This is a genomic window from Pseudomonas sp. SK2 (genome assembly GCF_016772395.1).
Classification (GTDB): domain Bacteria; phylum Pseudomonadota; class Gammaproteobacteria; order Pseudomonadales; family Pseudomonadaceae; genus Aquipseudomonas; species Aquipseudomonas taiwanensis.
Map to the genome: position 1 here is coordinate 4,195,322 of NZ_CP061944.1, position 16,194 is coordinate 4,211,515.

Sequence of the window (16,194 nt, forward strand, 5' to 3'; positions counted from 1 at the left end):
ACGCAGGCATAGGGAGCCCGCATGAGCGAACAGCAAATCCTTCTGAGCTTCGGTGGCATCGGAGCGGCCGCCCTCGCCTGCCAATGGCTGGCCTGGCGCCTGAAATTGCCGGCCATTCTCTTTCTTCTGTTGTGCGGCATTCTCGCAGGCCCGGTGTTGGGCTGGCTCGACCCGCAGGCATTGTTCGGATCGTTGCTGATGCCGCTGGTCTCGCTGGCGGTGGCCCTGATTCTGTTCGAGGGCAGCCTGACCTTGCACCTGTCACAGTGGCGAGAGATCGGCAGCGTGGTGCACCGGTTGGTGACGCTCGGCGCGCTGACCACATGGGCAGTGATCGCTGTCGCGACCCATTGGCTGCTGGGTTTCGACTGGCCTCTGGCGATTCTGTTCGGGGCCCTGACCCTGGTCACCGGCCCCACGGTCATCGTGCCCATGCTCAGGGTCGTACGGCCTAACACCACCATCGCCAACATCCTGCGCTGGGAAGGTATCGTCATCGACCCGATTGGTGCACTGCTGGCAGTGGTGGTGTACAGCTTCATCATTGCCAGCGCAGAGGGTAACGGTCTGAGCCAGAGCCTGGTGACCTTCGCCGGGGTGATCTTCTGCGGTTGTGCACTCGGCGCCGCCGGAGGCTGGCTGTTGGGCCAGATCATGCGCGCCCAGTGGCTGCCGGAATACCTGCACAACCTGGCATCGCTGGCGGCCGTGCTGGGCATCTTCATTGCCGCCAACCAGATCGTTCACGAGTCGGGGCTGCTGGCAGTGACGGTGATGGGCATGTGGCTGGCCAACATGCCGGGCGTGGATGTCCGGCAGATCCTGCACTTCAAGGAAAACCTCAGCGTACTGCTGATTTCCGGACTGTTCATTCTGCTGGCTGCGCGCCTGGACCTGCATGCGCTACTGGCCCTCGGCCCTGCCGTATGGGCCCTGCTGCTGGTCATACAATTGCTGGCACGCCCGTTGAACGTGCTCGTCTCCACCCTGGGCTCACCACTGAACTGGCGCGAACGCGCACTCCTGGCCTGGATTGCCCCGCGAGGCATCGTCGCCGCAGCGGTTTCGGCGATTTTTGCCATCCGCCTGCACGAAGCCGGGCACCAGGATGCCTTGCTGCTGGTACCGCTGACATTCGCCGTGATCATCGGCACGGTGGTGCTGCAAAGCGCCACAGCCAGGCCCCTGGCGCGCCTGCTCAAGGTTGCCGAGCCGGCACCGAGCGGCTTCCTCATCGTCGGCGCCAACGAGCCGGCGCGCGCCATCGGCAAAGCCCTGCAACAGTTGGGTTGCCGGGTACTGCTGACCGATTCGAGCTGGGAGAACATCCGTGCTGCACGCATGGACGGGCTGCCCACCTATTTCGGCAACCCGGCCTCGCAACATGCCGACGCGCACCTGGACCTGGTCGGTCTCGGCCATCTCCTTGGCCTGTCGCCGGCTGGCGAGATCAACACCCTGGCCTGTGCGCGCTTTCGCCATGATTTCGGCCATAGCCGCCTGTTCGTGCTCGCCAGCGGACTGGAAAAACAGCGAAGCGACAAACATCGGGCCGCCGAGGAGCATCGCGGGCATTTACTGGGTGCGAGCCCAATGACCTACCTGCAACTGGCCAACCGCCTGCATCAGGGCGCAGAGCTCTACAGCACCCACCTTACCCAAGGATTCGACTGGGAAGACTATCAGGCGCTGCATGGGGAGCGTGCGCACCTGCTGTTCGCCCGTGACGACCATGGTTGGGTCCATGTGGCCAGCCCGGACAACTCGCTCGCGCCGCAACCAGGGTGGACCTTGGTGGCGTTGATCGAGCCTGCTCCGGCCCAATGAACTCAGGCCTCTGGCAACACTGGCACCGGACGTTTGTCCTCATCGATGGCGACGAAGCTGAACACGCCATGGATTGCGCGCTCACGGCCATCGAGGTACATGTTCTCGACGAATACATCGACCTGCACCTGCAGGCTGGTATTGCCGACCTTGATCACCGTCCCGACCAGCTCGACGATCGAGCCAGCTGGAATCGGGTGCTTGAAATCGATCCGATCAGTGGAAACGGTCACCAACGGCAAGCGACAGAAACGCGTGGCGGCAATGAACGACACTTCGTCCATCCAGGCCAGCGCAGTGCCGCCGAACAGGGTGTTGTGGTGGTTGGTGGTATTGGGGAAAACGGCTTTGGTCACGCGGGTCACCGACAGTTCGGTGCGGCGCAGGATTTCCTGGTCTCGGGTCGTCATGGCTGATACATCGCAAGGGTTTCAAAACGCAAAAAAGCAGCCCGAAGGCTGCTTTTTTGTTCTCGCTGGGTGGCCTTGGCCACCCGGAAAACTGCACTCAGGACAGTTTTTCTTTGATGCGAGCGGCTTTGCCGGACAGGTCGCGCAGGTAGTACAGCTTGGCTTTACGCACGTCACCACGACGTTTCACGGCCAGGCTGTCGATCTGTGGGCTGTAGGTCTGGAAGGTACGCTCTACGCCAACGCCGCTGGAGATCTTGCGCACGGTGAAGGCGCTGTTCAGACCGCGGTTACGCTTGGCGATAACGACGCCTTCGAACGCCTGCAGACGGGAACGCTCACCTTCCTTCACTTTAACCTGGACGACAATGGTGTCGCCTGGTGCGAAGGTTGGGATTTCCTTGTTCATCTGCTCGGCTTCGAGCTGCTGAATGATCTTGTTGGTCATGCTGTGCTCCTAAGATGGATAACTCGATCCACCATCGATACGTTAACTATCGTCCCGCTCGCGGAGATATTCCTCGAGCAGCTTCTTCTCTTCTCCAGAAAGCGAGCGACTTTCCAGAAGATCGGCGCGTCGTTCGAAGGTCCTACCAAGGGACTGCTTCATCCGCCAACGCCGGATATGTGCATGGTTGCCACTTAGCAACACGTCGGGAACACGCTGATCCGCATACACCTCAGGTCGGGTGTAGTGCGGGCAATCGAGCAGACCGTCGGTGAAGGAGTCTTCCTCCGCCGAGTCCACATGCCCTAAAGCTCCGGGCAGCAGTCGTGTAACCGCATCGATCAGTACCATGGCCGGCAGCTCGCCACCGGAAAGCACATAGTCACCAATCGACCACTCCTCATCGACATGAGCCTCGATAAAACGCTCGTCGATGCCTTCATAACGACCGGCGATCAGGATCAACGATTCCTGTTCGGCCAGGCCTTTGACCGCTTGCTGAGTCAGCTTGCGGCCTTGCGGCGAAAGGTAGATCACCTTTGCCGATGCTCCGGTCGCTTGCCTGGCGCTAACCAAGGCGTCTTCCAGAGGCTTGATTTTCATCACCATGCCCGGACCACCGCCAAACGGCCGATCATCCACCGTGTGGTGACGATCTGTGGTGTAGTCCCGCGGGTTCCAGCAAGTCACCTGAAGCAACCCCTGTTTCACCGCGCGGCTGGTAATGCCGTACTCCGTGATGGCCGAAAACATCTCGGGGAACAACGTGATGACGTCTACGCGAAGGTTACCCATCGATTAGAAGTCCGCGTCCCACTCGACCCGCATCACGCCTGCTTCGAGGTCGACGTTGAGCACGCATTGCGCCGTATAGGGCAACAAACGCTCGCGATCATCCAGGCTGCCTGCGCAGGGCTTGACCACCATTACATCGTTCGCACCGGTCTCCAACAGGTGATCGACCTTGCCGAACAGCTGTTCGTCCTGGTTGATGACCTTCAGACCCACCAACTGGTACCAGTAGTACTCGTCAGCAGCCAGGTTGGGCAAAAGGCTCCGCGGAATGCAGATTTCGTAACCGCTCAGAAGACGGGCTTCATCGCGATCATCGAGGCCTTTCAGTTTCACGACCAGGCCCTTTTGGGAGCCACGACCGTTGACCAGTTCGACCTGCTTTACAGTGCCTTCGTGCCGAAGCGTCCAGCGCCGATAATCCAACAGGTTTTCAATCGGATCGGTAAAGGAATACACCTTCACCTCGCCGCGAACGCCGTGAACCGAAAAAATCTTGCCAACGACGATGAGGTCGTCAGCCTTTTCTGGCGTCGCGTTCATATTACTTAGGCAGCGGCCTTGGCAGCGTCCTTCAGCAGCTGAGCAACACGCTCAGACGGCTGCGCGCCCTGGCTCAGCCAGTAGTTGACGCGTTCCTGGTTGACCGACAGCTTGACTTCAGCGCCCGAAGCGATCGGGTTGAAGAAGCCAACGCGCTCAACGAAACGGCCGTCACGGGCGTTACGCGAGTTGGTCACGGTCAGGTGGTAGAAAGGGCGCTTCTTGGAGCCGCCACGGGCAAGACGGATGGTTACCATGTGAACATCGTTCCTATAGTCGGTGCTGCAAATCTGAATGCCAAATGGGCACACGGGTGCCCAAAAGGCCGCATATTCTCGGGGAATACACGGACATTTGCAAATGCCTTTTTCGGCAAGGTCTCACCTCACCGTCCAGATCTGCCGGTTGAGCCGCGAATTTCACGGCCATTATCCCGCCGCAGCGGGGTTCTGGACGCCTGCCTTGTCAAAGGCGAGCGCCCGAATAGGTTTTACAGTTTCGGCATGCCGCCGCCTGGCAGCATTCCACCAAGGCCGCGCATCATCTTGGCCATGCCGCCCTTGGCGGAGAATTTCTTCATCATCTTCTGCATTTGCTTGTGCTGCTTGATCAGCCGGCCGACATCCTGCACCTGAGTGCCGGAACCCAGCGCGATACGGCGCTTGCGCGAGCCGCTGATCAGCTCCGGATCACGGCGCTCGGCCGGCGTCATGGAGTTGATGATCGCTTCCATCTGCTTGAACTGCTTCTCGGCCGCGCCCTGGGCGTTGCCCATCTGCGCCATGTTGACACCACCGATGCTCGGCAGCTTGTCCATGAGGCCGCCCAGGCCGCCCATGTTCTTCATCTGCTGCAGCTGGTCGCGGAAGTCTTCGAGGTCGAAGCCTTTGCCCTTCTTGAGCTTCTTGGCCAGCTTGTCGGCCTTGGCCTTGTCGATGTTCTGCTCGGCCTGCTCGATCAGGCTGAGCACATCGCCCATGCCGAGGATGCGCGAAGCGACGCGGTCTGGGTGGAATGGCTCGAGGGCCTCGGTCTTCTCGCCCATGCCGATGAACTTGATCGGCTTGCCGGTGATGGCACGGACCGACAGTGCGGCACCGCCACGGGCATCACCGTCGACCTTGGTCAGCACCACGCCGGTCAGCGGCAGGGCTTCGCCAAAGGCCTTGGCGGTATTGGCCGCGTCCTGACCGGTCATGGCATCGACCACGAACAGGGTCTCGATCGGCTTGACCGCAGCGTGCAGCGCCTTGATCTCGTCCATCATGTCGGCGTCGATGTGCAGACGGCCGGCGGTGTCGACGATGACTACGTCGATGAACTTGAGCTTGGCCTCGCGGATCGCCGCTTCGGCGATGGCGACCGGCTTCTGGCTGATGTCGGACGGGAAGAAGGTCACGCCGATGTCGTTGGCCAGGGTCTCCAGCTGCTTGATCGCCGCCGGGCGGTAAACGTCGGCCGAGACCACCATCACGCTCTTTTTCTTGCGTTCCTTGAGGAAGCGCGCCAGCTTGCCGGCGGTGGTGGTCTTACCCGCACCCTGCAGACCGGCCATCAGCACCACGGCAGGTGGCGCGGCATTGAGCGCGAGGTCTTCGTTGGCCGCGCCCATCAGGCTTTCCAGCTCGGCCTGGACGATCTTGACGAACGCCTGGCCTGGGGTCAGGCTGCGCGACACCTCGGTGCCGACCGCACGCTCCTTGACGCTGTTGACGAAATCCTTGACCACCGGCAGGGCAACGTCGGCCTCGAGAAGGGCCATGCGCACTTCGCGCAACGTGTCCTTGATGTTGTCTTCGGTCAGCTTGGCCTTGCCGGTAACATGGCGCAGCGTCTGTGACAGGCGGTCGGTCAGGTTTTCGAACATGGTGATCCTTTCAGGCCCAGTAAAAGCCGAGGTTTGTCAGGCGTCCTGGGGGGAAACGCACACACCCCGGACACAGCAAGGCGGCGATTATAGCGAAGTGCGGCGGCGACGCACACCTTGGCGCTGACCCTCTGGATATTCGGTGCTGCAGCCGATCCTTTCGCGGGCAAACCTGCACCCACAGGACAGATGTGCCAGCGAAACGGCCGACCGGGTCGGCCCAGTCTTCCTTGCGCAACGCGTTCTATGCCAAACTCCGTCTCTTTAAGGCTCGCCAACCAGGACTTATGTTCTCCTCACCCAGCCTCATCCCCAACCTGATCGCCGCCGGCCTTTATATAGCAGCGACCATTTATCAGAGCTTGCACCTGGCGCAGGGCCGCAAAGCCGACAAGCGGCTGCTCGGTTTGCTCGGTGCTCTCGCCGTGGCTGCCCAGGGCGGCGCCCTGTACTTCCAACTGATCACACCGTTGGGCTTGAGCCTCGACTTCTTCAGCGCCGCCAGCCTGATCGCCGTGGCCGTGATTGCCCTGACCCTGCTGGCGTGCCTGCGCATTCCGGTAGAGAACCTGCTGGTGTTGCTGTTCCCGCTAGGCGCAGTCACCGCATTGCTGGCCCAGTTCGCCCCTCCCGGCACCGTGCCGTTGATCGACGAGGAACCGGGCATCCTGGCGCATATCCTGCTGTCGATCCTGGCCTACGGCCTGTTCACCATCGCGGTGTTCCAGTCCTTGCTGCTCCTGCTGCAGGACCGCCAGCTCAAGCACAAGCATCCGTCCGGGCTGATCCGCAACTTCCCGCCACTGCAAACCATGGAAAGCCTGCTGTTCGGCTTCCTCTGGGCAGGCTGGGGGCTGCTGTCGCTGTCGCTGATCTCGGGCTGGCTGTTCCTCGAGAACCTGTTTGCCCAACACCTGGTGCACAAGACCTTGCTGGCCTGCGTCGCCTGGGTGGTGTTCAGCGTGCTGCTGTGGGGCCGTACCCGCCTGGGCTGGCGTGGCCACAAGGCGATCCGCTGGACCCTGGCCGGTTTCTGCCTGCTGATGCTGGCCTACTTCGGCAGCAAGCTGGTTCGCGAATTCATCCTGCACATCTGACGACTGCCCATGGACTCCCTGCCGTACGCCCCGCTACTCGGCACCTTGGCACTGGCGCTACTGTGGTCGGCGCTGTTCACCGCCGTGGAGACCGCCCGCGTGCTGCTCAACGGCACGCTGCGCCAGGGCGATGATGGCCATTCCGCCCTGCCGGGCCAAGCCCTGGTGCTGTGCGCCAGCCTGGGCAAGTTGCTGGTGCTGGGCTTGGCGTGCCTGATGGGCCAACGCTACAACGGCGAGCACGGTTTCTGGTTGGCCGGCCTGGCAGCGTCCGCGGCACTGCTGGTGTTCGCCGAATTCCTGCCCCGGCGGCTCGCCAGACGCAACCCACAAGCCTTTGCCACCCTCGGTACCAGCCTGCTCAAGCTCCCACTCACCTTGCTGCAGCCGCTCGCCTTGCTGCTCGATGGTTGCGCCAAACTCATCCTGCGCCCATTCCGTGTGCAACCCACCGCCGTGGCCCTCCACCCTCAGGAAAGCCAGGACTTCGATGAGGACGAACTGCCGGAAACATCCCACGGCTTGCTCGATGGCCTGCAATCGCTGGACAAGATCACTGTCAACGACATTCTGGTGCCGCGCAACGAGGTGGACGGCATCAACCTCGACGACCCGATCGAACGCATCATCGAACAACTGATCGTCAGCCGTCACACCCGCCTGCCGGTCTACCACAGCGATATCAACCAGGTTGAGGCCATCCTCAACACCAAGCTGATCAGCCACCTGCTACCCAAGGCCGAACTGACCCTGGAGAAACTGCACAGCGCCTGCTACGAGCCGTACTTCGTTCCAGAAAGCACGCCGCTGCAGCTGCAATTGCTGAACTTCCACAAGCAGCAACGACGCCTGGGCGTGGTGGTGGACGAGTATGGTGAAGTGCTGGGCATCGTCACCCTCGAAGACATTCTCGAAGAGATCGTCGGCGAATTCGAGGACGAACACAGCCTGGACAACCCCCACGTACACCCCCAGGCCGATGGTCGATTCGTCATCGAAGGCGCGGCCTCGTTGCGAGAAATCAACCGCAGCCTGGGCTGGCACCTACCCTGCGACGGCGGCCCTAAGACCCTCAACGGGCTGGTGACCGAAGCCCTGGAAAGCATCCCGGAAAGCGCCGTTTGCCTGAAGATCGGCCGCTATCGCCTGGAGATCCTCGAAACAGAGGACAATTGCGCCAGCAAGGTACTGGTGTGGACCGTGACCCGATAGCTATACTCGGGTCACGCTTACCCAGCCCCGCCGTCACGCCTGCTACCCGCACCCGGCGCCATACGGCCAGTCCGCTTCACTGACACGCCCCGCGGTCCTGCTTCAACACCCCGAACAGTGCCCGCTCCCGCCCCTATCCCCCTTGGGCTGCCGTCAGTCGAGCGATCACAACAATACGCTTCCGGCGTCCGCGAGACCGTGCCTGCCTGTCGTTTCGAGTGCGCGCGATCGTGGGCCAAGCCCATGGAGCAAGACCAGACTGTTAGGGACCTACTTAATGACAACCAGCAGCACTTACGCCGAAGCGCCAGCCGCCCCGGTCAATTCCCCGGCTCGGGTCGCCACCGCCAGTTTCATTGGCACCGCCATCGAGTTCTACGATTTCTATGTCTACGCCACCGCCGCCGCGCTGGTGATCGGCCCGGTGTTCTTCCCGTCCGGCTCCGGCACCGCACAGATGCTGGCGGCGTTTCTGACCTTCGGTATCGCGTTCCTCGCCCGCCCGCTGGGTTCGGCACTGTTCGGCCACTTCGGTGACCGCATCGGACGCAAGTCGACCCTGGTGGCCTCGCTGCTGCTGATGGGCGTGTCCACGACACTGATTGGCGTACTGCCGGGCTATGACAGCATCGGCGTCTGGGCCCCGATCCTGCTGTGCCTGCTGCGCTTTGGCCAGGGCCTTGGCCTGGGCGGGGAATGGGGTGGCGCAGCACTGCTGGCCACCGAGAACGCACCAGAGGGCAAACGCGCCTGGTTCGGCATGTTCCCGCAACTGGGCCCTTCGATCGGTTTTCTCGCGGCCAATGGCTTGTTCCTGACACTGGCGCTGGTGCTCAGCGACGAGCAATTCCGTGACTGGGGTTGGCGCATTCCCTTCCTGCTTAGCGCTGCACTGGTGCTGGTCGGCCTGTATGTACGCCTGAAGCTGGAGGAAAGCCCAGTGTTCGCCAAGGCCGTCGCCCGTCATGAGCGGGTCAAGATGCCAGTGGTGGATCTGTTCGCCAGGTACTGGTTGCCAACCCTGCTGGGCGCCGCGGCCATGGTGGTGTGCTATGCGCTGTTCTACATCTCCACGGTGTTCTCGCTCAGCTACGGCGTTTCGACCCTGGGCTACAGCCGCGAGAGCTTCCTTGGCATGCTGTGCTTCGCCGTGGTCTTCATGGGCCTGGCCACGCCGCTGTCGGCCTGGCTCAGCGACCGTTACGGGCGCAAACCGGTACTGATCGTCGGCGGCCTGCTGGCGGTGGCGTCGGGCTTTGCCATGGAACCGCTGCTGACCTCGGGCTCGACCACCGGCGTGGCGTTGTTCCTGGCCATCGAGCTGTTCCTGATGGGCGTGACGTTCGCCCCGATGGGCGCATTGCTGCCAGAGCTGTTCCCGACTCACGTGCGTTACACCGGCGCGTCGGCGGCGTACAACCTGGGCGGTATCGTTGGCGCCTCGGCGGCACCGTTCTTCGCCCAGAAACTGGTGAGCATGGGCGGGTTGAGCTGGGTGGGTGGGTACGTGTCGGTGGCGGCGGTGATCAGCTTGATTGCCGTGCTGTGCCTGAAAGAGACACGCGATACTGCGCTTTGAACATCACGGCCTTCACAGCCTGATCGCCGGCAAGCCAGCGCCTACACGTCAAGGCTGTACCTGTAGGAGCCGGCTAGCTGGCGATGGGCCGCAGAGCGGCCCCTTCAGGATCAGAACTCGACCTGAACCGCCTGCGCAGCGCGGGTCGCCTTGGCACGGGCCGCTTCGATCGACTCGTCACGCGCCAGGCATACGCCCATGCGGCGCTGGCCGTTGATTTCCGGCTTGCCGAACAGGCGGATCGCGGTGTCTGGCTCGCTCAGCGCGGCGTCTAGGTTGGCGAAGCTGGTCTGCTGCGACTTCCCTTCAGGCAGGATCACCGCCGAGGCCGACGGGCCAAACTGACGCACCACCGGAATCGGCAGGCCCAGGATGGCGCGGGCATGCAGGGCGAACTGCGAAAGGTCCTGGGAAATCAGGGTCACCAGGCCAGTGTCGTGCGGGCGTGGCGACACTTCGCTGAACCACACCTGGTCGCCTTTGACGAACAGCTCAACGCCGAACAGGCCGCGGCCGCCCAGTGCATCGGTGACGGCCTTGGCCACACGCTGCGACTCGGCCAGCGCCTTCGGGCTCATCACCTGAGGCTGCCAGGATTCCTGGTAGTCACCCTTCTCCTGACGATGCCCCACCGGTTCGAGGTAAGTGGTGCCACCGACGTGGCGCACGGTCAGCAGGGTGATTTCGTAATCAAAGTCGATGAAGCCTTCAATAATGACCCGGCCCTTGCCGGCACGTCCGCCTTCCTGGGCGTAATCCCAGGCCTTCTGCAGGTCGGCATCGCTACGCAGCAGGCTTTGGCCCTTGCCCGACGAGCTCATGACCGGCTTGACCACGCAAGGGTAGCCCAAGTCGGCGACGGCCTTGGCGTAGTCTTCGAAGGTATCGGCGAAATGGTAGGGCGAGGTCGGCAGGTCGAGCTCTTCGGCGGCCAGGCGGCGGATGCCTTCACGGTTCATGGTCAGCTGCGTGGCGCGGGCGGTGGGCACCACATTGAAACCTTCGTTTTCCAGCTCGACCAGGGTCGCGGTGGCGATGGCTTCGATCTCCGGAACGATGTAGTGCGGCTTCTCGGCCTCGATCACCGCACGCAGGGCAACGCCGTCGAGCATGTTGACCACGTGGCTGCGGTGCGCCACCTGCATGGCCGGTGCATTGGCATAACGGTCCACGGCGATCACTTCGACGCCCAGGCGCTGCAGCTCGATCACCACTTCCTTGCCCAACTCGCCGCAGCCGCAGAGCAGTACTCGGGTCGCGGTGGGCGACAATGGGGTTCCGATACGGGTCATTTCAGGTCCTCGAAGGCGTCCGGGGCCGCGCCAGGCTGTGCGCTGCCCGCTGAAAAAAGGACCGCTATTCTACACCATCAACCAGCCACGGCGGCCCGTCGGGCACGAAATGCCATGGCCAGCCACACCGCGGTGACTCCGGCAAACTTGGAAGCCATCGCGGTACCGATGACCACTGGGGTCATTGCCCCGATCATGCCGAAGAAGATGAAGGTATCGACCGGGATGCTCAGCGCCGAGCTCAACCACAGTCGATCACGCAGCGGCCTGCGAGTGATGCTGAACACCAGCCAGTCGATCAGTTCGGAGACGAAGAACGCGGTGGCGCTGGCCAACGCGATGGCCGGTTCCGACGTGACGTACGACAGCACCAGCGCCACCAGCATGGCAACCAGGGCGCCGTGGCCGAAACGGGTCTGCACCATGTCGCGCAGGATGAATACCAGCCCACCCCAGGCGGACCAGATAACGTCCAGGTGCGGTGCACTGGAGAAGGCGTAGTTGATCAGCACTACGCTGCTGATGTAGGCGATGAGATAGAACATGGTGGGGGAGATCTTAGGGCAAGCCTGACAGATTAGCGCCGCCTTCTTCGCGGGTAAACCCGCTGCCACAGGCACGCCGCCCCTTCAAAGGCAACACCCCATCACTGCCCCATGATCAGGCCAGAAGCCACCGCCCGCTCATGGCAAAGCTTCAACACCGCCCGGCGCTCGTCATTGCTCATGCGCCCCCAACGGCCAATTTCCGCCACGGTGCGCTGGCAGCCGGTGCAGATATCCTGTTCATCCAACGCACAGATGCTCACGCACGGCGAGGCAACCGGGCGCTCGGTCGCTACCACTTCACTCATCGTCGATCACCAGCTCCCGCGCATAACGCTCGGCATTGTGTACATAGTGGGCAGCGCTGGCTTCGAGCATGCGCTTCTGCTGCTCGGTGAGCTCACGTACCACCTTGCCCGGCGAGCCCATCACCAACGAACCGTCGGGAATTTCCTTGCCTTCGGGTATCAGCGCATTGGCGCCGATGATGCAATGCTTGCCGATGCGTGCCCCATTGAGAATCACCGCATTGATACCGACCAGGCTGTAATCGCCGACCGTGCAGCCGTGCAGCATCGCGTTGTGCCCGACAGTCACACCCTTGCCCAGGCTCAACGGAATGCCCTTGTCAGTGTGCATCACGGTGCCGTCCTGGACATTGCTGTCCTCGCCAATGTCGATCAACTCGTTATCGCCCCGAAGCACCGCGCCAAACCATACGCTGGCACGGGCCTGCAGACGCACTTTGCCGATCAGCGTGGCATTGGGCGCAGCCCAGCTGGTGGGATGACTCTCGACCCGCAGGTCGCCGAGGCGGTATTTCATGTTGGCTCCTCATGGCTCAAGGCAGATGGCGGGTGTATCCCGCTCAGTTTTCGATGTAGCGCTCGGGGGGCTCATGCAAGCTGATACCGGCATCGAACAACAGGTTGACCAGCTCGACGATCATGATCGCGGACAATCCCCAGATCTTGTACTCGCCGTAGCGGTAGCTGGGCACGTACCAGCTTCGGCCCTGGTAATCGATGCGATGGGTATGGTCGCGAGGGTCCTGGCGGAAGAAAGCCAGCGGCACGGTGAATACTGCCGCGATCTCGGCATCATTGGCGCGGTATTCGACGTAATCCGGGATCAAACCGACGAATGGCGTTACTTTCAGGCCATGCAACGAGATCAGCGGACTGAGCGGTCCAATCACCTCGACCAGCCCAGGCGGCAGGCCGATTTCTTCTTCGGCCTCACGCAACGCGGTGAACACCAGGTCAGGGTCATCCGGGTCGCGACGCCCGCCAGGGAAGGCGACTTCGCCACCGTGGGTCGACAACCCCTTGGCACGCAAGGTCAGGACCAGCTCGGGTTCTTCGCTACGGGTAATGGGCAAAAGCACCGCCGCTTCTGGGAACCGTCGGTCGGTTTCCAATGATGCAGGTTCATGGTTGCTCATTCGGCGAAGAAGCTCGTCCAGCATTGCGCACTCTCGTTTCCAAGGCCTTCGAGCATGATGCACCAAAGCCGCGAAGCACCCAAGCCCCGTGAGCTTGCGAGCACCCCGCCTGGCGCGCCAAGATAGGTCGATCACAAGGGAAGAACAGCATGAAATTCTGCAGCGCGTGCGGCCAACCGGTCATTCAGCGGGTACCCGATGGCGACAGCCGCCAGCGGTATGTCTGCGAACATTGCCAGACCATTCATTACCAGAACCCCAACATCGTCGCCGGTGTACTGCCTACCTGGGGTAGCCAGGTGCTACTATGCCGGCGCGCCATTGAACCGCGCCGTGGCTTCTGGACCTTGCCCGGCGGCTTCATGGAGAACGGCGAGACCCTCGACCAGGCCGCCCGTCGCGAAACCGTCGAGGAAGCCTGTGCCCAGGTCGGTTCGATGAGTCTCTACCAATTGTTCGACCTGCCGCACATCAACCAGGTGCATGTGTTCTTCCGCGCCGAACTGCTCGACCTCGACTTCGATGTGGGCATAGAGAGCCTTGAAGTGCGACTGTTCGAAGAAGACGAGATCCCGTGGGACGAGCTGGCTTTCCGCACCGTCACTCGCACACTAGAATGCTATTATCGCGACCGCATCGGGCAGGCCTTCCCCGTTGGCCATGAATACCTGCCACCGATGAACGTCACGTCTACCACTTAAGTTTTCAGGGATACCGCTTCATGCGCTGGTTGTTCGCCCTTTTCTGCCTTTGCATTACGTCGGTGACCCAGGCGGCCTACACCGAGGTCATCATCCGCAAGCCGCAACCGCCCGCGCAGGCGCCTTCGCCCTCACAGACCGCCATGCAACCGCTGATCGACAAGGTGCTGGTGATCAAGTCCGAGCGCCGCCTACAGCTGATCAGCCGTGGCGAACCGCTCAAGACCTACCGCATTTCGCTGGGCAAGCAGCCCAAGGGCCCCAAGGAACGCGAAGGGGACAAGAAGACCCCCGAGGGGCTGTACTGGCTCGACTGGCGCAAGCAAAGCGACCGCTTCAACCTGGCCATGCACATCTCCTACCCCAACATCAGCGACGCCGCCCGCGCCACCCGCGAGGGCATCAGTGCCGGCAGCATGATCATGATCCATGGCACGCCGATCAACGACGAGTACCCGGAGTGGTACTTCCACACCCTGGACTGGACCGATGGCTGCATCGCCATGCGCAACAACGACATGCGCGAAGTCTGGGACCTGGTCAAGGACGGAACACTGATCGAGATTCGCCCCTAAGGTCCTACATTTCAATTTGAGCTGTAGGAAGCTTCGCACGGTATTTCCACTCCGTGCCTACGCCCGCCTAGGCACGGGATCGCATCCAGGCCCTGCGCTGCATTTTTAGAATCCCCGCATACCGGTACCTGAACGGTACTGACCTTGCGGGGTTGTTCGATGCAGTACCCATCACGCCACTTTCTCATCCTCATCTTTGCCTGGCTGATCGCCGGCGCACTGACCATGGCCCAGGCCCTGGCCGACGACCCCGCCAGCCAGCAACTGCGCGATCAACAGCGCGCGTTGCGACAGCTGGAACACCAGCAACGTCTGCAACGCTGGCAACGCCCCTGGACGCCTGACAGCACCGAAGTCACCTCCCCCGACCAGCCGAGTGACGGCCACTGCTGGAAAACCTCCGGCGTACGGCTGGCCGGCAGCCAGCTACTGGCGCCGCAACTGCTGGAAACCACGGTACGACCACTGGTCCCCGCATGCATGGGCATCGCCAGCATCAACCGGTTGCTCAAAGCCATCACCCAGCTCTATGTCCAGGCCGGCTACCCCACCAGTCGCGCTTACCTGCAACAAGCCCCCCACGATGGCGAACCGCTCGCCATCGTCGTCATCGAAGGCTTCGTCGAGTCCATCGAATTCGCCGGGGCCGAACTGCCACTGTCGCTGCGCGGCGCATTTCCAGACGTCCTGGGGCGCCCCCTGTACCTTCCCGATCTGGAACAAGGGCTGGACCAACTCAACCGCTTGCGTGCCTACGAACTGGGTATCGACCTATTGCCTGGTCAGATTCCCGGTGGGACCCGCGTACACGTCGTGCCGCACAAAGTGGCTTCACGCTGGCATCTGGACAGCCACTTCGACAACCGCGGCAGCGCGCTCACCGGCCGCCACCGCCTGAGCCTAAGCCTTGGCCTGGACAGCCCGCTGGGCCTGAATGACGACCTGCGCCTGTCACGGGTCTCGACCGTCGTCGATGCGCCGGGCCAGAGCCAGGGCATCAACCTGCACTACAGCATTCCCTACGGTCCATGGACCTTCGCCCTCAACGCCAGCGAACTGCGCTATGGCGCGCCCATTCCCCATAGTCCGCACACCACCAGTGGTCGCAGCAGCTATCAAGGGCTGAACCTCGAGCGCACGCTCTGGCGCGACCAGCGCGGCATGCTCAGTGTCAGCGGCCGACTGAACCGCAAGCAGCTGATCAACCGGAGCAACAACGCGGTACTGGCCTTCCAGAGCCCCACCCTCACGACGCTCGAAGCGGGCGTCAACCTGCTCTGGCTCGACCATGGCTTGTGGAACGCCTACCTGGGCATGAGCCAAGGCGTGGACTGGTTCGGCGCGGACCGATCGGCTCTGCGCGCCGATGCGCCTCGCCCGGATTTTCGCAAGTACAGCGCCAGCCTGTTCCATTTGCGCCAAGGCCCCGCGCACCGGCCATGGCGCTGGCACAGCGAGCTGGCCCTGCAATGGAGCGACGACGTGCTACCCGCCGTCGAACAACGCCTGCTCAGCGATGACTCGGCCGTGCGCGGATTCCGCCAGGCCACCCACGCCGGCGCCAATGCGGCCCTGTGGCGCAACACCCTGAGCCAGGTGCTGCCAATGGACTGGACCGGGCCGGTGCAGGTGCGCCCCTACCTCGGCCTGGACCTTGGCTGGGTGCAGCTTGCCGGGGATTCCCCCAGGCACCGCCTGGCGGGAGCAGCGGTGGGCATGGAACTGAGCCTGCCCAGCAGCCGCCTGCGCCTGGACTACCAACATGCCCTGTATGCCAGCGATTTGCCCCGTTCCGGTCTGGAGCGCGGCTTCTGGGTGCTGGAGTGGTCCCTGAACATCTGATTCACCCACAAAAAGAGAAC

The 16,194-nt window shown here is 62.5% G+C and carries 17 protein-coding genes and 1 pseudogene; 7 read left to right on the plus strand and 11 right to left on the minus strand.

Going from position 1 to position 16,194, the window contains the following annotated elements:
* Nucleotides 1–21 precede the first annotated feature (21 nt).
* On the plus strand, nt 22–1,827 hold the full coding sequence (locus IF103_RS18865; protein WP_104883362.1) for a cation:proton antiporter: 1,806 nt from the start codon (nt 22–24) through the stop codon (nt 1,825–1,827).
* A 2-nt stretch (nt 1,828–1,829) separates the two neighbouring features.
* On the opposite strand, the gene IF103_RS18870 is transcribed toward IF103_RS18865, so the two are convergent.
* The 6 genes from IF103_RS18870 to ffh form a co-directional block, all read right to left on the minus strand.
* On the minus strand, nt 1,830–2,237 hold the full coding sequence (locus tag IF103_RS18870; RefSeq protein ID WP_023382038.1) for an acyl-CoA thioesterase: 408 nt from the start codon (nt 2,235–2,237) through the stop codon (nt 1,830–1,832).
* Nucleotides 2,238–2,334: 97 nt separating this feature from the next.
* On the minus strand, nt 2,335–2,685 hold the full coding sequence (gene rplS, locus IF103_RS18875; RefSeq protein ID WP_023382039.1) for a 50S ribosomal protein L19: 351 nt from the start codon (nt 2,683–2,685) through the stop codon (nt 2,335–2,337).
* Nucleotides 2,686–2,727: 42 nt separating this feature from the next.
* On the minus strand, nt 2,728–3,480 hold the full coding sequence (gene trmD / locus IF103_RS18880) for a tRNA (guanosine(37)-N1)-methyltransferase TrmD (protein WP_008094486.1): 753 nt from the start codon (nt 3,478–3,480) through the stop codon (nt 2,728–2,730).
* 3 nt (nt 3,481–3,483) lie between these two features.
* On the minus strand, nt 3,484–4,020 hold the full coding sequence (gene rimM / locus IF103_RS18885) for a ribosome maturation factor RimM (RefSeq protein WP_023382040.1): 537 nt from the start codon (nt 4,018–4,020) through the stop codon (nt 3,484–3,486).
* A gap of 5 nt (nt 4,021–4,025) precedes the next feature.
* Entirely contained in the window at nt 4,026–4,277 is a 252-nt protein-coding gene (rpsP, locus tag IF103_RS18890; RefSeq protein ID WP_023382041.1) for a 30S ribosomal protein S16, read from the minus strand.
* Between the two features lie 233 nt (nt 4,278–4,510).
* Nucleotides 4,511–5,887 carry a signal recognition particle protein gene (gene ffh / locus IF103_RS18895; protein WP_023382042.1) on the minus strand — a complete coding sequence of 459 codons (1,377 nt, stop codon included), beginning with the start codon at nt 5,885–5,887 and terminating at the stop codon, nt 4,511–4,513.
* 287 nt (nt 5,888–6,174) lie between these two features.
* Here ffh and IF103_RS18900 point away from each other — a divergent pair, with 287 nt between their 5' ends.
* The 3 genes from IF103_RS18900 (at nt 6,175) to IF103_RS18910 (ending at nt 9,775) form a co-directional block, all read left to right on the plus strand.
* Nucleotides 6,175–6,984 (plus strand): cytochrome C assembly family protein, encoded by an 810-nt coding sequence (locus IF103_RS18900; protein ID WP_023382043.1) that lies wholly within the window; start codon nt 6,175–6,177, stop codon nt 6,982–6,984.
* Nucleotides 6,985–6,993: 9 nt separating this feature from the next.
* Nucleotides 6,994–8,196 (plus strand): transporter associated domain-containing protein, encoded by a 1,203-nt coding sequence (locus tag IF103_RS18905; protein ID WP_023382044.1) that lies wholly within the window; start codon nt 6,994–6,996, stop codon nt 8,194–8,196.
* A gap of 277 nt (nt 8,197–8,473) precedes the next feature.
* Nucleotides 8,474–9,775: an MFS transporter gene (locus IF103_RS18910; protein WP_202675577.1), complete on the plus strand. Its 1,302-nt coding sequence runs from the start codon at nt 8,474–8,476 to the stop codon at nt 9,773–9,775.
* Nucleotides 9,776–9,885: 110 nt separating this feature from the next.
* Here IF103_RS18910 and purT read toward each other — a convergent pair whose 3' ends face one another.
* The 5 genes from purT to IF103_RS18935 all read right to left on the minus strand — a co-directional run bounded on the left by purT (nt 9,886) and on the right by IF103_RS18935 (nt 13,080).
* The gene (gene purT, locus IF103_RS18915; RefSeq protein ID WP_023382046.1) at nt 9,886–11,067 is read right to left on the minus strand and encodes a formate-dependent phosphoribosylglycinamide formyltransferase; all 1,182 of its coding nucleotides are present in this window, start codon (nt 11,065–11,067) and stop codon (nt 9,886–9,888) included.
* A gap of 77 nt (nt 11,068–11,144) precedes the next feature.
* Nucleotides 11,145–11,612, minus strand: coding sequence for a 7-cyano-7-deazaguanine/7-aminomethyl-7-deazaguanine transporter (locus IF103_RS18920; RefSeq protein WP_023382047.1), 468 nt, complete (start codon nt 11,610–11,612; stop codon nt 11,145–11,147).
* 101 nt (nt 11,613–11,713) lie between these two features.
* Entirely contained in the window at nt 11,714–11,920 is a 207-nt protein-coding gene (locus IF103_RS18925) for a DUF1289 domain-containing protein (protein ID WP_023382048.1), read from the minus strand.
* Nucleotides 11,913–12,437, minus strand: a complete 525-nt coding sequence (locus tag IF103_RS18930) for a gamma carbonic anhydrase family protein (protein ID WP_023382049.1) — start codon at nt 12,435–12,437, stop codon at nt 11,913–11,915. Before IF103_RS18930 ends, IF103_RS18925 begins: the two co-directional genes overlap by 8 nt.
* 43 nt (nt 12,438–12,480) lie before the next feature.
* Entirely contained in the window at nt 12,481–13,080 is a 600-nt protein-coding gene (locus IF103_RS18935) for a CoA pyrophosphatase (RefSeq protein ID WP_023382050.1), read from the minus strand.
* A 125-nt stretch (nt 13,081–13,205) separates the two neighbouring features.
* Here IF103_RS18935 and IF103_RS18940 point away from each other — a divergent pair, with 125 nt between their 5' ends.
* The 3 genes and pseudogenes from IF103_RS18940 (at nt 13,206) to IF103_RS18950 (ending at nt 16,174) form a co-directional block, all read left to right on the plus strand.
* Complete coding sequence (locus tag IF103_RS18940) at nt 13,206–13,757, plus strand: NUDIX hydrolase (protein WP_027906552.1); 552 nt, start codon at nt 13,206–13,208, stop codon at nt 13,755–13,757.
* A gap of 155 nt (nt 13,758–13,912) precedes the next feature.
* A pseudogene (locus IF103_RS18945) lies at nt 13,913–14,332 on the plus strand (L,D-transpeptidase family protein); the annotation flags it as partial.
* A gap of 159 nt (nt 14,333–14,491) precedes the next feature.
* On the plus strand, nt 14,492–16,174 hold the full coding sequence (locus tag IF103_RS18950) for a ShlB/FhaC/HecB family hemolysin secretion/activation protein (RefSeq protein ID WP_023382053.1): 1,683 nt from the start codon (nt 14,492–14,494) through the stop codon (nt 16,172–16,174).
* Nucleotides 16,175–16,194: the final 20 nt, after the last annotated feature.